At 40.9% G+C, this 16278-nt stretch carries 17 protein-coding genes; 12 read left to right on the top strand and 5 right to left on the bottom strand.

Features of this window, described 5'->3' with window-relative positions:
- The first annotated feature begins 46 nt into the window (after positions 1-46).
- Complete coding sequence (locus tag WA338_RS00865; RefSeq protein WP_009778486.1) at positions 47-808, top strand: DUF3298 and DUF4163 domain-containing protein; 762 nt, start codon at positions 47-49, stop codon at positions 806-808.
- On the opposite strand, the gene WA338_RS00860 is transcribed toward WA338_RS00865, so the two are convergent.
- Positions 792-1268 (bottom strand): DinB family protein, encoded by a 477-nt coding sequence (locus WA338_RS00860; protein WP_009778485.1) that lies wholly within the window; start codon positions 1266-1268, stop codon positions 792-794. The two genes, WA338_RS00865 and WA338_RS00860, sit on opposite strands and share 17 nt — an antisense overlap.
- 195 nt (positions 1269-1463) lie before the next feature.
- Between WA338_RS00860 and WA338_RS00855 the strand changes: the two genes are divergently transcribed.
- A complete protein-coding gene (locus tag WA338_RS00855) occupies positions 1464-1820 on the top strand; it encodes an arsenate reductase family protein (protein ID WP_040532450.1) in 357 nt (118 codons plus the stop codon).
- A 6-nt stretch (positions 1821-1826) separates the two neighbouring features.
- Entirely contained in the window at positions 1827-2768 is a 942-nt protein-coding gene (locus WA338_RS00850; protein WP_009778483.1) for a DMT family transporter, read from the top strand.
- Here the strand turns inward: WA338_RS00850 and WA338_RS00845 are convergent.
- A complete protein-coding gene (locus tag WA338_RS00845; protein ID WP_009778482.1) occupies positions 2765-3241 on the bottom strand; it encodes an acyl-CoA thioesterase in 477 nt (158 codons plus the stop codon). The genes WA338_RS00850 and WA338_RS00845 overlap by 4 nt on opposite strands.
- A gap of 246 nt (positions 3242-3487) precedes the next feature.
- Between WA338_RS00845 and WA338_RS00840 the strand changes: the two genes are divergently transcribed.
- The 5 genes from WA338_RS00840 (at position 3488) to WA338_RS00820 (ending at position 8347) form a co-directional block, all read left to right on the top strand.
- Positions 3488-4510, top strand: a complete 1023-nt coding sequence (locus tag WA338_RS00840) for a bestrophin family protein (protein WP_272987148.1) — start codon at positions 3488-3490, stop codon at positions 4508-4510.
- A complete protein-coding gene (locus tag WA338_RS00835; RefSeq protein WP_009778480.1) occupies positions 4510-5478 on the top strand; it encodes a YheT family hydrolase in 969 nt (322 codons plus the stop codon). The genes WA338_RS00840 and WA338_RS00835 overlap by 1 nt, the downstream gene beginning before the upstream one ends.
- 69 nt (positions 5479-5547) lie before the next feature.
- The gene (locus WA338_RS00830; RefSeq protein ID WP_272987150.1) at positions 5548-6063 is read left to right on the top strand and encodes an azurin; all 516 of its coding nucleotides are present in this window, start codon (positions 5548-5550) and stop codon (positions 6061-6063) included.
- 181 nt (positions 6064-6244) lie between these two features.
- Positions 6245-7831 carry an alpha,alpha-trehalase TreF gene (gene treF / locus WA338_RS00825; protein ID WP_272987152.1) on the top strand — a complete coding sequence of 529 codons (1587 nt, stop codon included), beginning with the start codon at positions 6245-6247 and terminating at the stop codon, positions 7829-7831.
- Between the two features lie 48 nt (positions 7832-7879).
- Complete coding sequence (locus WA338_RS00820; RefSeq protein ID WP_272987154.1) at positions 7880-8347, top strand: ASCH domain-containing protein; 468 nt, start codon at positions 7880-7882, stop codon at positions 8345-8347.
- A 3-nt stretch (positions 8348-8350) separates the two neighbouring features.
- Here the strand turns inward: WA338_RS00820 and WA338_RS00815 are convergent, their stop codons facing one another.
- From WA338_RS00815 to WA338_RS00805, 3 genes are read right to left on the bottom strand one after another with little or no spacing between them, the layout of a single operon-like run.
- On the bottom strand, positions 8351-9277 hold the full coding sequence (locus WA338_RS00815; RefSeq protein ID WP_272987155.1) for a hydroxypyruvate isomerase family protein: 927 nt from the start codon (positions 9275-9277) through the stop codon (positions 8351-8353).
- Positions 9277-9915 (bottom strand): gluconate 2-dehydrogenase subunit 3 family protein, encoded by a 639-nt coding sequence (locus WA338_RS00810; RefSeq protein WP_009778475.1) that lies wholly within the window; start codon positions 9913-9915, stop codon positions 9277-9279. Before WA338_RS00810 ends, WA338_RS00815 begins: the two co-directional genes overlap by 1 nt.
- Positions 9916-9917: 2 nt before the next feature.
- The gene (locus WA338_RS00805; RefSeq protein WP_009778474.1) at positions 9918-11603 is read right to left on the bottom strand and encodes a GMC oxidoreductase; all 1686 of its coding nucleotides are present in this window, start codon (positions 11601-11603) and stop codon (positions 9918-9920) included.
- A 191-nt stretch (positions 11604-11794) separates the two neighbouring features.
- Here WA338_RS00805 and WA338_RS00800 point away from each other — a divergent pair, with 191 nt between their 5' ends.
- From WA338_RS00800 to WA338_RS00785, 4 genes are read left to right on the top strand one after another with little or no spacing between them, the layout of a single operon-like run.
- The gene (locus tag WA338_RS00800; protein WP_009778473.1) at positions 11795-12772 is read left to right on the top strand and encodes a sugar phosphate isomerase/epimerase family protein; all 978 of its coding nucleotides are present in this window, start codon (positions 11795-11797) and stop codon (positions 12770-12772) included.
- An 8-nt stretch (positions 12773-12780) separates the two neighbouring features.
- Positions 12781-14013: a nucleoside permease gene (locus tag WA338_RS00795; RefSeq protein WP_009778472.1), complete on the top strand. Its 1233-nt coding sequence runs from the start codon at positions 12781-12783 to the stop codon at positions 14011-14013.
- 1 nt (position 14014) lies between these two features.
- Positions 14015-15166, top strand: coding sequence for a Gfo/Idh/MocA family protein (locus WA338_RS00790; RefSeq protein ID WP_009778471.1), 1152 nt, complete (start codon positions 14015-14017; stop codon positions 15164-15166).
- A 57-nt stretch (positions 15167-15223) separates the two neighbouring features.
- Entirely contained in the window at positions 15224-16276 is a 1053-nt protein-coding gene (locus WA338_RS00785) for a sugar phosphate isomerase/epimerase family protein (RefSeq protein WP_272987158.1), read from the top strand.
- Positions 16277-16278: the final 2 nt, after the last annotated feature.

Below are 16278 nucleotides of genomic sequence, written 5' to 3'. Positions count from 1 at the left end.
ATTGCGTGTACCTTTATTCTTTGTTTAACACGAAACCCAAATTGTTTTGAAAAATATCGCTTTAATACTGGTCACACTTCTTTTTATTACCAGTTGTCAAAAAAGAGCAGCTCCTTTGGTTTTTGAATCAAAAAGCATTCAGACCGATGGATTAGAACTTTGTAAGGAAGGTATTTGTCCAATTATTGATATTGAAAAAGTCACGGCTTCAGGTAATAAAAACTTTGCCGACACGATAAACGCAGCCATAAACCAAGTGCTGATAAACAACTTGGTGATCGATCCCGACGAAGAATCTGAGGTTGAAACTTTTGATCAGGCACTAGCACATTTTGTTTCAAGCTATCGCATTTATAAAAGTGACTTTCCAGATGCCGGAGCCGAATATGAAATTAACAGCGCATCTCAAGTGAGCTACGACGGCGCACAGCTTTTAAGCATCAAATTTGAGAACTACACCTATTGGGGTGGTGCGCACGGCTACGGAAGCACTACCTATCTTAATTTTGATAAAGATGCTCAGACCCAGCTTAGCAACAAAGAATTGTTTAAGGATTATGAAGGTTTTTTAAAGCTTGCTGAAACAAAATTCAGAAACCAAAAAAAGCTAAGTGCTGATGGAAACATCAACAGCACTGGCTTTTTATTTGAGAATGATGTATTTGCTTTGCCTAATGTAATCGGGTTCACCGCAAATGAAATGGTATTGGTCTACAACCCGTATGAGATCGCCTCTTACGTAGATGGGCAAACCATTTTAAAATTTAAATTCAGTGAAGTGCAAGAATATCTTAAACTAAGCCTATAGCGTGACGCAACGCAAGTACAGAACCTAAATGAATTCCCTCGTGAAAATTATTGTAGGCAATTGCTTCATCAACGTTAGTTAAGGTACTATCCATTGAAGTTGTAATGCTGTTGTAGGTTTTGAATTTTCCGGCTTTGTAGTCTTCTTCAGTCTGATCGAGCGTGCTAAAAAGCAATGCTTTGATCTCATCAACTTCGGCTTGAGTAGCATCTGCTTCGGGCTTGGTTCCTTTTCGATATTTATTGATGAGCTCATCAGAAACCAGAGCAGGCACTTCTGAAAATTTGTAAACTAAAATCTGTTGGGTCGCCACCAAATGTGCGATATTCCAAAAAATATTGTTGTTGTATCCTTCAGGGATTTTGTTTAGATCTTCTAACGAAATGGTTTCAAGATAATTCTTGAGGATCACACGTGTTTTATAGGTGATTTTTAAGGTGTAAGCTACTGAAGCGTCCATGGTATACTTTTAGTCAATCACTTCGAGTTAAGTCTCGAAGCATTTATTAGAAATTTATTGTTATCGTTCGAGGCAAGCCTCAATGTTTTTAACCTCGATTATCGAGTCAAAAATACCTTTTTAAACCGAAAAGCGATTACTTTGCACAAGCAAACTAGCTCAGGTATTACCTATTAATTTTTAAATCTTTTTGTTTTGAGAAAAATATATTACCTCTCTACCTGCGATACGTGTAAGCGTATTATGGATGAAATCGAATTACCTTCTTCATTTTTAAAACAGGATGTAAAATCTGATCCTGTGACCGAAGAACAACTTGAAGAATTGTACAATCTAAGCGAAAGCTACGAAGCACTTTTTAACAAGCGTGCCAGACTCTATCGTGAGCGTGGCTTGAACAATGAGGATTTGAGTGAAGACGATTTTGCAGAACTGATTTTAGAACATTACACGTTTTTAAAGCGTCCGGTGATCGTAAACAACGACAAGATCTTTATTGGCAACAGCAAAAAAACCGTTGCTGCCGCCAAGGAGGCGATTCACGCTCACTAGACTTTGATGAGTAAACTACCTCAGGGCAAGCCTCAAAATATTAAACCCTTAGGCGGTGCCAATAAACGCGTGCTCGCACTTGCAGCTGCCACTGGCGCCAGTACCATTTATGGCATAAATCACACATTGGCAAAAGGTGTGATGCCAACATACATCGGCGCTTACGGATTTATTTTGCTGCGCGTTTTGGGAGCTTCACTACTTTTCTGGCTGCTTAGTATTTTTACAAAGTCAGAAAAAATTGATCGTGCCGATTATTGGCGGTTTTTAGGCTGTGCCGTTTTTGGAATGTTTGTAAACATGCTTTCCTTCTTTAAAGGGTTAAGCCTGTCTACACCTATCAACAGTTCGGTGATTATTACGTTGAGTCCGGTGATCTTGCTTATTCTCTCCGCATTATTTTTGAAAGAGCGCATCGGGTTTATTAAGATTCTTGGGATTCTAATCGGTATGCTGGGAGCGCTGGTTTTGGTACTTTTTGGCGCAGCAGAACAACCTAATGCTCCCAATATTCCGTTAGGAAATGTGTTGTTTTTTGTAAATGGTGCAACCTATGCAGTGTATTTAATTTTAGTAAAACCCATCAGTAATAAATACAGCACCATCACGCTGATGAAGTGGCTTTTTCTCTTAGGTGTGTTCTTGAATTTACCCTTTACGTTTACTGAATTCACTTCGGTAGACTGGCTCCATTTACCGCCACACGCCGTTTGGGTTATGGTTTTTGTCGTGGTGGGCACCACCTTCTCAACCTACTTGCTCAACTTGTATGCGCTCAAAACGCTGAAGGCTTCAACCATTGGCGCGTTTATTTATTTGCAACCGGTTATTGCCATTCTATTTGCAGTTCTGGTAGGAGCAGATCATTTGAGTTGGGTTCGCGCAGGTGCCGCAGCACTTATTTTTCTGGGAGTCTATTTATCTACTCGAACAAAGAAAACCGCCTAGACTAAATCTTTTGGTTTTTTACCGAATTTACGTGTATCCTCCTTAGTAAGCACTTTAAAATCATCGGTTTTACTTAGCGAAGAAAGGTTTTCAAAAAGCACTTCTGGCAAGCCTATAAGTTTGCGTTCTTTAAGATCGATCCACGCGCCCATCATCTCACAACTTGCAAAATTTCGGCCTTTATGATCATAAAAATTATGAATGAATTCAAAATACATCCCGTCTTCAGAAAGCCCTTTTAATTGAAGCGTCACCTTTACCGGCTTCCCGGCAAACACTTCTTTAAAATAATACATATGCTCATAAAACACCACCGGGCCAATATTATGCTTGGCCATCTCTTGCTGCCCAAAACCGTTTTCCATCAAAAAAGCCATACGCGTATGACTCATAAAATTGATGTATGCGCTATTTGCCAAATGCCTGTTGGCATCAATATCACTCCAGCGTATCTCAAATTCTTTGGTGTACATAATTTTAAAAATAATCTACCTCAAGGCAAGCTTGTCTACCGACAAAGACAGGCCCGTGAGGCACTAGTTGGAAACAATTTTTCAATTTTGAGGCAAGCCTTAGAGTATAAAACCCTTTAACCGCGCCAATAAATTTTGAGCAAAGATACCTAAAAGCCTTATGCGTGCATAATATTTTAAATTTCCCTTAATACTTCAAGCTGTTCTACAGTTTACATTTATCTTTAAATTCTAAACATCTATGCTATGCTCATTAAAAGGAATATAAGTTGGAAACTCATCCTGCGTTACACGTGGCGTAATCTGGTGTTCTTTCTCGTGTATTCACTTATTATTTTCTATGCGTACCATGATTTAGGTTTTGAAGATATAGACATTCCTTTTGAGCCGCTCACCGTAATTGGTATTGCAGTATCTTTTTATCTCGGTTTTAAAAACAGCCAGAGTTACGACCGCTTCTGGGAGGGCAGAAAAATTTGGGGAATGATCGTAAACTGGAGTCGTACGTGGGGCATTAGAACCTTAAGCCTCATTCAACTTGATGATCCTATAGCAGATAAAGAACTTAAACGCGAACTTCTGTATCGTCATATTGCATGGCTTAACGCATTACGCGTGCAACTGCGTCAGCCTAGATCGTGGACGCTGCAAGAAGGCAAACTGGTTGAACGTTTATTTGATCGCCATAACGAGCGCAATATTGAAAGTAACCAAGCCTACCAATTTGTAGGGCACGATGAATATGAAGCGATCAAACTAAGAGCAAATCCTGCAACGCATTTGATCAAGAATCAAGGCATGATCGTACAAAGACTTAGAAAAGAAGGGGTAATTGATGGTTTTCAGGAGATGCAACTGCAAGAGGCTTTAGGTAAATTCTATGATTTTCAAGGTATGTGTGAGCGCATAAAAAACACCCCGTTTCCCAGACAATATGGTTATTTCTCTAAAGTATTCACCTGGATTTTTGTGCTACTGCTTCCGCTGGGGCTGCTCAATATTTTTGAAAATCACGTGACCGATACCGTGCATCCTTCGCAACAAATTTCAACTATGTTTTTGCAAATGATTCCATTTACCATACTCATCATGTGGATTTTCACCACGATGGAATATGTAGGAGACAATAGTGAAGATCCTTTTGAAGGAAAAGCAAACGATGTGCCTATGACAGCGTTATGTAGAACCATCGAAATTGATCTTCGCGACATGCTTGATGAAGAAGATTTACCTAACCCCATAAAACCTAAAGGAGAAATTTTATACTAGTGCCGCTTATCCCATCTACATATAAACCAAAAAGGCCGTTTACTAACGGACACCTCAACACCATATATGCAGCAAAAATCAGGAAAGTAAAAGGGCTCTCCTATCACCGCGAACGTATTGATTTAAGCGATGGCGACTTCTTAGATATCGACTTTAGCTTTGCTCAAAGTAAATCTAATTCTACTATCGCCATTATTGTTCACGGTTTAGAAGGTCACGCAAAGCGACCGTATATGCAAGGGACAGCAAGCTTGCTTAATAAACAAGGGTTTGACTGCGCCTCGATCAATTTGCGTGGTTGCAGCGGGGAAGACAATGCAAAAATTCGTTCATATCACTCGGGAGCTTCAGAAGATTTGAGTGATGTGGTCAACTATATTCTTTCAAAAAACAAATACAAAAACCTGTTTTTATGCGGTTTTAGCCTTGGCGGAAATCTTATTTTGAAATATTTGGGCGAAACGCGTAGTCGTCCCAACAACATCGTAGCTGCTGTGGCAGTTTCTACTCCGGTAGATTTATACGACTCTCTTGGTGCGTTGGAGCAACGCAAAAATTGGGTCTATCGCTGGTCCTTTTTAAAAGACCTCCGCAAAAAATATCACGCCAAACTGAAGGTTTTTCCAAAAGAACTCAGCAAAGAAAATTATCGCAAGATCAAATCCTTAATGCTTTTTGATGAGCTCTACACCGCACCGGCAAACGGTTTTAAAAATGCACTTGACTATTATACAAAAAGCAGCAGCAGGCAATTTCTACCCAACATCAAGATTCCTACACTTATTATCAATGCTTTAGACGATTCTTTTCTTAACGAAAAATGCTACCCTAAAGAAGAAGCAGCACAAAGCAAAAACCTCTTTTTAGAAATGCCGGCATTTGGCGGACACGTAGGATTTATTGAAAATCAAGCGCATACTTATTGCGAGCAACGCACCCTGCAATTCTTTCAAGATTATTTAGACTAAAAAGCGCCCTATTACTGTTGCAGTGCGGGTAGAACTTGTGTATATTAGCATTTATCTAAACAATTTCTAATGAAAACTTTAAAATTCACACTTCTTTTTGCGCTTTCGTTAATTTTAGTAAACTGCGGAGACGATAAAAAGAAAGAAGAAAAAGAGTCGGTAAAGATTGGTGCCAACAACACTTCTTCTACCACAAAAAAAGCTGACGAGAATGTTACCGAGGTGGTACTTCTTGCAACAGACATGATGCAATTTGATAAAAAGGAAATTCGTGTTGCTGCCGGTAAAAAAGTTAAACTTACCCTACGTCACACGGGTAAACAACCAGTTGAAGTTATGGGACACAACTTTGTGCTTTTAACGCAAGGAACCGAGATTCCTGCATTTGGAGCAAAAGCTTCTGCAGCAAGAGATAACGGCTATATCCCAGAAGGTACAGATGCGGTTATCGTGCACACAAAAATGCTAGGTGGCGGCCAGTCAGACACGATCGAGTTTGAAGCTCCAGAGCCTGGGACTTACGATTTCATCTGTAGTTTTCCTGGTCATTACAGTGTAATGAAAGGGAAGTTTATTGTAGAGTAAGCTACCTTTGGTCAAGCTCATGGGGCATTGCTTGGAAACGAATTTTCAATTTCGAGGCAAGCCTCAGAGTATTAAACCCTTTGGCGGTGCCAATAAACGCAGTTACTTCAGTACAACCTAACGCCCAAAAGTTATTCTCTGTGATTACTTTTTGGGCGTTTTGTTTTTAAAAGCACACATTATGATAAAGTCTTACTTCAATTTTTTTGCACTTCTATTGATACTTTTTGTCTCCTCCTGTAAAAACGAGCAAACCGCAGACACTGCGACATTTCCCAATAAAAACCTCAACCCCATAGACCGCTATGGCGAGTTGCTTGTAGCGGTGCAAACCAATCATGTTTTCCCCGACGGAAAAACCTTTGTAGACTGTGAACCAAAAATGCCTTCAGAAGAAATTCTCGAAGCCTACAAAATGCAAAAAGATCAGCCCGATTTTGATCTCAAAGCCTTTGTTTTAGAACATTTCGCATTACCCGAAACGCCCACCTCAAATTTTGAAGCAGACACTTCACGCACCACCGCAGCCCATATTAATGCGCTTTGGCCCTATCTTAAACGTGATGCAGATGCTGTTGAAAATGGGTCGCGAATCGCTTTGCCCAACGCATATATCGTTCCCGGAGGACGCTTTCAGGAAGTGTATTACTGGGACAGCTATTTTATTCTTTTAGGACTGAAAGAAGCCGGAGAAATAGAATTGATTGAAAATATCTTAGATAATTTTGCCTACCAAATTGACACTATTGGCTTTATTCCTAACGGAAATCGCACCTATTATTTAGGCCGATCTCAACCACCATTTTTTGCTGAAATGGTAAACCTTCTTGCCGGTATTAAAGATGATAAAAGCGTTTATCTGAAATACCACGATGCACTTGAAAAAGAATATGCTTTTTGGATGCAAGGCGCTGAAGGTTTGAAGGAATCCAATGCTCACGCACGCGTTGTAAAAATGCCTGACGGTCATCTCTTAAACCGCTATTATAGCAATACGCAAACACCACGGGCAGAGAGCTATCTGGAAGACATAACCACCGCAGAAGAATCTGGCAGAAATCCCGAAGAACTGTATTTGAACATCTCGGCAGCTTGTGAGAGTGGATGGGATTTTAGTAGCAGATGGTTTGCCGATCCTAATAAGATGACCACGATTCAAACCACCGAGATCATTCCCATAGATCTAAATGCATTGATGTATAACTTAGAGCAAACGCTTGCAAACGCCCGTAGATTTGCTGAAGATATGGAAGGGGCAAGAGCGCTTGAAGCTGCGGCTACTACTCGTAAAGACGCAATCGACGCTTGGTTGTGGGATGATTCAAAAGCTACGTATGTAGATTACAATCTAAAAACAGAAGCTGCATCGCCAACGCTTTCTCTTGCGATGGTGTACCCGCTTTATTTTAAAGTCGCCTCTCCGCAACAAGCCGAGGATGTTTCTAAAACTTTAGCATCTCAGTTTTTAAAACCGGGAGGCCTTGTGACTTCTTTGGTAAACAACAAACAGCAATGGGACAGCCCCAACGGCTGGCCTCCTCACCAGTGGCTTGCGGTACGCGGTTTACAAACCTACGGCATTAATGATCTTGCTAGTGACATAAGTGAACGCTGGCTACACCTTAATGAAAGCGTTTACAAACGCACCGGCAAAATGCTAGAAAAATATAATGTGATAGACACTACATTAGTCGCCGGAGGCGGTGAGTATCCAACTCAAGACGGTTTTGGGTGGACTAACGGTGTGTATCTCGACTTGAAAAATTGATAATGCTAAAAGGCTTCCGATGTTGGAAGCCTTTTGTTTTTACTATTTATGAGCAAAACGCAACCTTCGGTAAAACAGCTTTGGAACGCATTTACAAATAAACATCCTGAGTATCGCGATAAGAATATACCAGAATCATTTTACTTCTGCGATAATAAAACTGATGCTAATATTTGCGCCAATTTGGTCTTGAAAAGAATAAAACAAGCGACAGCAACTTCCCTCTGGTGGTTTAAAACCTACAACCAAGCTTTACCTAAAAAAGACGATCTAAACATCGTTACTGACTGGGACGGAAATGCAGTTGCCGTAATAAAAACCACTCAAATCGACTTGGTTCCTTTTCATAAAGTAACCGAAGTATTTGCTCAAACAGAAGGTGAAGGCGATGGTTCGCTAGCGTATTGGAGAAAAGTACACAAAGCCTTCTACACGCGCGAGATGAAAAATTCTTCAGACTCATTTAACGAGGAAATGCTCATTGTATGCGAACGGTTCGAAACGCTTTATCCTTGAGATCTAAAGGAAATTATCACAAGTCACATAAGCATCAATCACAGCCTGTTCTCCTTTTGCTCCGGGCATCGAGTTACCATGTTCCATTCCTAAAACGCCTTTATAGCCTTTTTGATAAATGTGTTTGAAGATGTTCTTATAATTGATCTCTCCTGTTGTAGGCTCTTTTCTTCCGGGATTGTCACCCATTTGAAAATAACCTATTTCTTCCCAGCTGGCATCAATATTAGGAATCAGGTTTCCTTCTTGAATTTGTTGATGATACACATCAAACAATATTTTACAAGCCGGGCTATCTACTGCTTTACATATTTGATACGCCTGCGGACTTTCCTTTAGAAATAAACCGGGATGATTAAAAAAGTTAAGCGGTTCTAGAACCATGGTTAGTCCGTGTGGTTCTAACAAAGCTGAAGCTTGCTTTAAACTTTCAACCACGTGTGCGGTTTGATAATTGATATCCTGGGTCATATCAACATAACCCGGCACTACGGTCATCCATTTGGCATTTACGCGCTTAGCCACTTCAATAGAGGCTTTGATATCGGCTAAAAACTCCTCTCTTAGATCCTGCTTTCCGCTGGTGAGGTTTGGAGCGGTCCAGTAAATCTTGTGCGCCACAAACACGCCCATGTGCATGTTATGCTTTTGCAACGCAGCACCTATTTTATTTTGCAATTCAACAGGCCTATTGCGCATATCATTATCTTCAAATGCAGTAAAGCCTTGCTCAGCCATAAAATCAAGCTGGGCGATAGGATCTTCACCTGCAAGATGTTTGAACATCCCCAGATGCGGCGCATAGTTTAAATTGAATTGGTGCTTAGGCAAAGTTGCGAGCCTATTTTGCATCGCAAATAGTTCGGCCCCGCCTAAAGCCAAAAAGGAACCACTTAGGGCTCCTTTTTGTATAAAACTTCTTCTTTTCATTAGAGTGACATCGTTTTTCCGCCACCGGCTTCTTCCGTAGAGATACATCCCAAATACGCCCCTGGGATCGGATCGTACCAAAGTACGTTTTCACCAACGGCCTCAGAGTTCTTCCAAGCCCAAATACCTAGGTCTCGTACCGCATTGAGATACGCATAAGAACCTGCGTGTGCATCAAAATCAGCTTCAGGCGCTTCGGGATCCTGTGTTTCTGAAATACGCTTTAAATATGCATTGCGTGTTTCTTCATCTGCACCAAGATACTTGGCTACAGCTTTCTCAAAATCTTTGGCTTCACCATCTTCAAGCTCTTTATCAAAATTCTCCTTAAAGCTCAATGCAAAGGCATTTGCACCGGCTTTAAATTCTTCGCGCTGTTTGTCACCGGCAACTTCGTCCATATAGCTGTCAATAAACTGCGCAATATTCAATTCTGAAGCACCGGGCGTATCGGTTTTTGGTAAAATAACATCGAGAACTTGCGTTAAGGCATATCCATTAGATGCATTCATAAATACCGGTTGCCAGTCGCTTTTGGGATCGCTTTTACAACTCTGTAAAATATTAAATACTGCCGGAGCCGCTATCACATAACCAGCACCCAGACCTAAATTTTTTAATACCTGTCTCCTTTTCATAATTAAGCGAATTTTCCGTTTTTAAATTGTTCTGCTGCGTGGTTTGCAGCGCGTGCAGTAAAAGCCATATACGTTAACGATGGATTTACACAACTTGCAGAAGTCATAAATGAACCATCTGTCACATATACGTTAGGTACGGTGTGTACTTGGTTATTTCCGTTAAGCACAGAGGTTTTAGGATCGCGTCCCATACGTGCAGTTCCCATCTCGTGGATTCCTAGACCGGGAGCTCCCGGGCTATCATAGGTTTGTACATCTTTAAAGCCAGCATTGGTAAGCATTTCTGCTGCCTGCTGCTTCATATCCTTACGCATCTCCCATTCGTTCTCTTTCCACTCAGCATCAAACGTAATGGTAGGTAATCCCCACTGGTCTAATTTATCATAGTCAAGCGTCATCTTATTCTCGTGATACGGAAGACACTCTCCAAAGGCATTGATTCCTATCGTCCAGCCTCCTGGTTCAGAAATTGCTTTCTTAAGATCTTCTCCGTATTTCATTTCTGAAATCGCTTCGGTCCAATCACCACGGCTTGCTCCACCTTGGTAACCATAACCACGCTTAAAGTTTTTCTGGTCAGAATCACCTCCTACGTTTCTAAAACGTGGAATATACAATCCATTTGCACGACGCCCTTTGTAATATTGATCTTCAAAACCGTCAAATTTTCCTGAAGCACCTACATTAAAGTGGTGATCCATAATATTGTGACCTAGTTCGCCACTGTCATTTCCTAAACCATTAGGGAAACGATCTGACTTAGATTGCATCAAGATAGAAGCTGAAGCAATCGCAGAAGCACATAAGAAAATCACTTTTGCGTTAAACGTCATTTCTTCTTTAGTCTCTGTATCGATCACTTTTACTCCGGTAGCCAATTTTGTATTGTCATCATAGATCACTTCACTTACGATACTAAAAGGTCTCAGGGTCATATTCCCGGTACGTTCAGCGGCAGGCAAAGTTGATGAGTTTGAGCTAAAATATGCCCCAAACGGACACCCACGCATACAACGGTTTCTGTATTGACATGCAGAACGACCTTCAAAAGTCTTTTCTGTACTGGTAATATGCGCTGTACGTCCTATCGTAAGCAAACGATCTTTATAATTTTGCGCCATGTTTTTCTTAAGGTGCTCTTCAACACAGTTAAGCTCCATTGGCGGGCCAAAGTGACCATCAGGAAGTTGTGGTAAACCTAAGTTTTCTCCACTCACTCCAATATATTCTTCAACCTTGTCATACCAAGGCGAGATGTCTTTATAACGTACTGGCCAGTCAACAGCGATACCTTCTTTCTTGTTTGCTTCAAAATCAATATCACTCAAACGATAACTCTGACGGCCCCACATAATTGAGCGACCTCCTACGTGATACCCACGCATCCAGTCAAAACGTTTGGTTTCATTATAAGGATGTTCTAAGTCATTTACAAAGAAATGGCTATGTGCCTTATTTGTAGTATATCCGGTACGCGCCTGTTTAAATTGTTTGGCTTCCTCCTCTTTGGTAGGTTGTCCCTTAAATTTAAAGTCCCACGGGTCCATATTCATGGTAGGGTAATCTTCGATATGTTTTACCATACGACCACGTTCAAGAACAAGGGTTTTAAGCCCGTTCTCACATAATTCTTTGGCAGCCCAGCCACCACTAATTCCTGTACCCACCACAATGGCGTCGTACATGTCTTCAGGTTTAATACTACTCACTTTTAATTCAGTTTTTAATAAAATAATCTAGCCTATGCTATCAAATATATAAATTTTAAGTTATTTTTTAGATAAACCAAAAAAAGTATAATTTAGAGAACTTATATATTTATTGGGGGGCAAGCTAAATTTACAAGCCTTCCAAAACAACCTAAATTGCTTATTCAATGAACGTTAAACTCGCATTGGCAGCTATTTTTTCAGTAGCTGTCTTATCGTGTAAAAGCGAAAAAAAAACTGAAAAAAATTCTAATGAAAGCGTTGTAGTAGCCCAAAAACAGCCGTTTTTTAAAATTTCACTTGCACAATGGTCACTCAACGAGGCGATACGAAGCGGCGAAATGAACCCTCTTGATTTTGCTGAAAAAGCTCATGAAATGGGTTTTGAAGGTGTAGAATATGTAAGTCAACTATACACTCCAATGATGGAAACTTACGATAATGATACCATCGCTCTCGATTCTATCCTTCCAAAAATGAAAGCCAAAAGCACCCAGTTTGATGTGCAAAATGTACTTATAATGGTAGACGGAGAAGGAAACTTAGCTGCCGAAAGCGAATCGGAACGCAATCAAGCCGTAGAAGACCATAAAAAATGGGTTGATGCTGCAAAATATCTAGGCTGTCATGCCATTCGTGTAAATCTTATTGGCGCTGCTGATCGTGACGTATGGAAAACCAGCGCGATCGATGGTTTAAAAAAGTTAGCCGAATATGGCGCTACTCAAGACATTGAAGTCGTAGTTGAAAATCACGGAGGTTATTCTTCTGACGCAGCACTGGTGATGGAAGTCATCAATGCTATCGATATGGAAAATTGCGGTACACTCCCTGATTTTGGAAACTTCTGCCTTGAACGTGAAAACGGTCAAATGTGGGGCGCTCCTTGTGTTAAAGAATATGACAAGTATAAAGGTATAGAAGAAATGATGCCTAAAGCGCTTGCTGTAAGTGCAAAAACCTATGATTTTAATGATGCCGGTCAAGAAACCTCAATGGATTTTCAAAGAATTCTTCAAACCGTGAAAGATGCAGGCTACACCGGTTTTATAGGCGTAGAATATGAAGGCGAAAATCACACTCCAGAAGAAGGAATCCTATTAACCAAAGAATTATTGCTAAGCACAGCTCAAAAACTTAATTAATCTTTTTTATGAAATCACTTATTCGCGTACAACTATCTGTAATGATGTTCCTAGAATTTTTTATCTGGGGAGGCTGGTTTGTTACATTAGGGACCTTTATGGGACAAAACCTTAATGCTACTGCCGGTGAAATAGGAGCTGCATTCTCAACTCAATCTTGGGGAGCGATCATCGCTCCATTCATAATCGGTTTAATTGCAGACCGCTATTTTAATGCAGAGCGTATTCTCGCTGTCTTACATCTTATAGGAGCTTTCTTGATGTATCAAATGGCTTATTCTGAAGATTTTACAGAATTTTATCCTTATGTATTGGGTTATATGATCGCCTTTATGCCAACACTGGCTCTAGTTAATTCGGTATCATTTAGACAACTTAAAGACCCTGCAAAAGAGTTTTCATTCATTCGCGTATTTGGTACGATAGGGTGGATTATCGCCGGATTGGTTATTAGCTATGTTTTCTTCTGGGACACTACCGAAGCCTTAGCTGCAGGTGCTCTAAAAAACACTTTTTTAATGACCGCAATAGCTTCAGCAGTATTGGGTATTTTTAGTTTTACCTTACCTAAAACACCTCCTGTGGTTGCCAAAGGTGAGAAAGTAGGTTTACGCGATATATTAGGCTTAGATGCCTTATCACTTTTAAAAGACCGAAACTTTCTCGTTTTCTTCGCGTCTTCGATCATGATCTGTATTCCTCTAGCATTTTACTACCAGAATTTGAGTCCGTTTTTGACTGAAATCGGTATGGAAGGCTCCACTGCAAAAGCAGCTATCGGTCAGGTTTCAGAAGTATTATTTATGCTTTTGCTTCCGCTTTTCTTTAAAAAATTCGGCGTAAAATACACGCTACTATTAGGTATGGCTGCCTGGGCTGTACGCTATTTATTATTTGCATACGGTAATGCAGACGAACTCGTTTTTATGCTCTTTATAGGGATTGCCCTTCACGGTGTTTGTTATGATTTCTTCTTCGTTTCGGGACAAATATATACCGATAGTAAAGCAGGCGAAAAATTTAAAAGTTCAGCGCAAGGCTTAATTACATTAGCCACCTACGGCGTGGGAATGCTTATAGGGTTTTTTGTAGCAGGTAAAGTGACTGACAGTAACCTCATTAGTGAAGGTGTTCACGACTGGAACGGAATCTGGACGTTTCCGGTCCTATTTGCGGTAGCAGTTATGGTTCTTTTTGCTATATTCTTTAAGAACGAAAAAGTTGAAGAAAAACATTTATAAAATGAAAAAATTAAAAATGGGAATGGTCGGTGGCGGCCAAGGCTCTTTTATAGGTGATGTACACAGACGTGCGTCACGCATAGACGGAATGATTGACTTGGTTTGTGGTGCTTTTAGCAGCAACCCTGAACGCAGTTTAAAGTCTGCCGAAGCTTTAGGCGTTGCTCCTGAGCGCGCTTATAAAAGCTTTGAAGATATGATTAAAAAGGAAGCCGAACTTCCTGAGGATGAGCGTATGGATTTTGTTTCGATCGTAACGCCAAATCATATGCACTTTCCACCGGCAAAAATGGCCTTAGAATATGGCTTTCACGTGATTTGCGATAAACCGGTTACCCTAAGCCTTGAAGAAGCTTTTGATCTTCAGAAAGTAGTAAAAGAAAGCGGTAAAGTATTTGCACTTACGCACAACTACACCGGTTATCCTATGGTAAAGCAAGCGCGTTTGATGATTCAAAACGGAGAGCTTGGCGATATTAGAAAGGTGGTGGTGCAGTACCTACAAGGCTGGATGTCGACCGCGGTGGAAGAAACCGAACATAAAGGGGCTTCTTGGCGTGTAGACCCTAGTAAATCAGGTATAGGCGGTGCGCTTGGCGACATTGGTACCCACGCAGAAAATTTAACCGAATACATCACCGGAAAGAAAATCGTAGAACTCGCGGCAGATCTTACCAGTTTTGGTGCCGGTCGCGTGCTGGATGATGATGGTAATATTCTTTTGCGTCTTGAAGACAATGCAAAAGGAACCTTGAGCATTTCGCAAATCGCAACAGGAGAAGAAAACAACCTGGCTATTCGCGTTTATGGAACCAAAGGAAGCATCGCATGGGGACAGGAAAACCCTAACGAACTTACGGCATACTGGCTTGATAAACCAAAACAGATCTATACACCTGGCGGAAACGGCACGTATGAAGATTCTACAAAATACACCCGTGTTCCTTCGGGGCATCCTGAGGGTTATCTAGAAGGTTTTGCGACCATTTACCGAAGCTTCGCAAAAGAAGTACAGTCGGTTAAAGACGGGGCAGCATTTAGCGAGCGACCCGATTTCCCAACTATTGATGACGGTTTAAGAGGAATGCAATTTATCTATGCCGCAGTGGCGTCAAACGACAACAATTCGGCTTGGGTAAGTCTAAAAGAATAATCTTAAAAAAAGCGTCTCTTAGGAGGCGCTTGATTTTTACAATATAAATCTACTACTATGAAAACCATTAAAGGCCCCGCTGTCTTTCTTGCGCAATTTATGGATGATAACGAACCTTTCAATTCGCTTGATGGGTTATGTAAATGGGCAAGTGATCTAGGCTACAAGGGCATTCAAATACCCACTTGGGAAGGCCGCTTAATCGATTTGAAAAAAGCCGCAGAAAGTAAAACATATTGTGATGAATTAAAGGGTAAAGTACAGAGTTACGGCCTCGAGATCACCGAACTGTGTACACATCTTCAAGGACAACTGGTTGCCGTGCATCCTGCTTATGATGAGATGTTTGACAATTTTGCACCAGATGGGTATAAGAACAATCCTAAAAAGCGTCAGGCGTGGGCAGTTGATCAATTGATGAGCGCAGCAAAAGCAAGTAGAAATTTAGGAATAGACGTGCACGGTACGTTTAGCGGTGCCTTGCTTTGGCACACTTTTCACCCGTGGCCACAACGCCCACCGGGATTGGTAGAAATGGGTTTTAAAGAATTGGCAAACCGCTGGCTTCCTATTCTAAACGCTTTTGATGAGCAAGGAGTAGATGTGTGTTATGAAGTGCACCCGGGAGAAGATATTCACGATGGAGTGACTTTTGAACGTTTTCTTGAAGCTACAGGTAATCATAAACGCGTAAATATTCTTTACGATCCAAGTCATTTTGTGCTTCAGCAATTGGACTATCTTCAGTATATCGATTTTTATCACGAGCACATCAAAATGTTCCACGTTAAAGATTCAGAATTTAATGCAACCGGTAAAAAAGGTGCTTTTGGCGGTTATGGTGATTGGAGAGATCGTGCAGGCCGCTATCGCTCGCTGGGTGATGGGCAGATCGATTTTAAAACCATTTTCACTAAACTCACCGAATACAATTGTGATGTCTGGGCGGTAATGGAATGGGAATGCTGCATCAAGTCTCCGGAGCAAGGAGCTCGTGAAGGCGCGCCTTTTATCGCCAGCCATATTATTGAAGCCACAGAAAAAGCATTTGATGATTTTGCAGGAGCGCAAACCGACGAAGCCAAATTGAAACGAATTTTAGGACTGTAAAC

Origin of the sequence: Leeuwenhoekiella sp. CH_XMU1409-2, from assembly GCF_037029365.1 — a bacterium.
Classification (GTDB): Bacteria; Bacteroidota; Bacteroidia; order Flavobacteriales; family Flavobacteriaceae; genus Leeuwenhoekiella; species Leeuwenhoekiella blandensis.
The sequence above is the reverse complement of the archived record's forward strand: the minus strand, read 5'-3'. Positions and strand labels throughout refer to the sequence as shown.

What these genes read in the sequence shown, in the direction of transcription:
- WA338_RS00820 (WP_272987154.1), top strand. Translation starts at nt 7,880, where the DNA reads ATGAGCAAAACGCAACCTTCGGTAAAACAGCTTTGGAACGCATTTACA.
- WA338_RS00790 (WP_009778471.1), top strand. Translation starts at nt 14,015, where the DNA reads ATGAAAAAATTAAAAATGGGAATGGTCGGTGGCGGCCAAGGCTCTTTT.
- treF (WP_272987152.1), top strand. Translation starts at nt 6,245, where the DNA reads ATGATAAAGTCTTACTTCAATTTTTTTGCACTTCTATTGATACTTTTT.
- WA338_RS00810 (WP_009778475.1), bottom strand. Translation starts at nt 9,915, where the DNA reads ATGAAAAGGAGACAGGTATTAAAAAATTTAGGTCTGGGTGCTGGTTAT.
- WA338_RS00830 (WP_272987150.1), top strand. Translation starts at nt 5,548, where the DNA reads ATGAAAACTTTAAAATTCACACTTCTTTTTGCGCTTTCGTTAATTTTA.
- WA338_RS00845 (WP_009778482.1), bottom strand. Translation starts at nt 3,241, where the DNA reads ATGTACACCAAAGAATTTGAGATACGCTGGAGTGATATTGATGCCAAC.
- WA338_RS00815 (WP_272987155.1), bottom strand. Translation starts at nt 9,277, where the DNA reads ATGAAAAGAAGAAGTTTTATACAAAAAGGAGCCCTAAGTGGTTCCTTT.
- WA338_RS00805 (WP_009778474.1), bottom strand. Translation starts at nt 11,603, where the DNA reads ATGTACGACGCCATTGTGGTGGGTACAGGAATTAGTGGTGGCTGGGCT.
- WA338_RS00860 (WP_009778485.1), bottom strand. Translation starts at nt 1,268, where the DNA reads ATGGACGCTTCAGTAGCTTACACCTTAAAAATCACCTATAAAACACGT.
- WA338_RS00800 (WP_009778473.1), top strand. Translation starts at nt 11,795, where the DNA reads ATGAACGTTAAACTCGCATTGGCAGCTATTTTTTCAGTAGCTGTCTTA.
- WA338_RS00840 (WP_272987148.1), top strand. Translation starts at nt 3,488, where the DNA reads ATGCTCATTAAAAGGAATATAAGTTGGAAACTCATCCTGCGTTACACG.
- WA338_RS00850 (WP_009778483.1), top strand. Translation starts at nt 1,827, where the DNA reads ATGAGTAAACTACCTCAGGGCAAGCCTCAAAATATTAAACCCTTAGGC.
- WA338_RS00785 (WP_272987158.1), top strand. Translation starts at nt 15,224, where the DNA reads ATGAAAACCATTAAAGGCCCCGCTGTCTTTCTTGCGCAATTTATGGAT.
- WA338_RS00795 (WP_009778472.1), top strand. Translation starts at nt 12,781, where the DNA reads ATGAAATCACTTATTCGCGTACAACTATCTGTAATGATGTTCCTAGAA.